This window comes from Zavarzinella formosa DSM 19928, assembly GCF_000255705.1.
GTDB lineage: Bacteria > Planctomycetota > Planctomycetia > Gemmatales > Gemmataceae > Zavarzinella > Zavarzinella formosa.
The window spans coordinates 302-565 of the sequence record NZ_JH636465.1; the positions used below are offsets into that span (position 1 = coordinate 302).

The 264-nt window shown below is 68.6% G+C and carries 1 protein-coding gene; it reads left to right on the forward strand.

The features are described from left to right. A partial coding sequence (locus BGIM_RS66350) for a hypothetical protein (RefSeq protein WP_193789109.1) occupies positions 1 to 264 on the forward strand: 264 nt, incomplete at both ends.

Here is a 264-nt window from a genome sequence, read left to right on the forward strand (position 1 = left end):
CTCCGGCCGGCTGGAGAAGGGGGAGATCAGCCTGGAGGAGATCAAAAAGGCGACCTTCCGCACCGACCGGGGGGAGCGGGTCAACGTGAACCAACTGGTCCAGGGGGAGCCGAAGGCCGAACCCAAGGGGGTCGCGGCGCCGAAAGAAGAGGTTGTCCCGGCGGCCGACCCGAACCAGTTGCTGCGTCAGGAGGAGGCCCGGCAGAAGATCCGGGAGCAGCAGACCAACGTGGCGGTGGACGAGACGCTGTCGCGGGCGCGGGA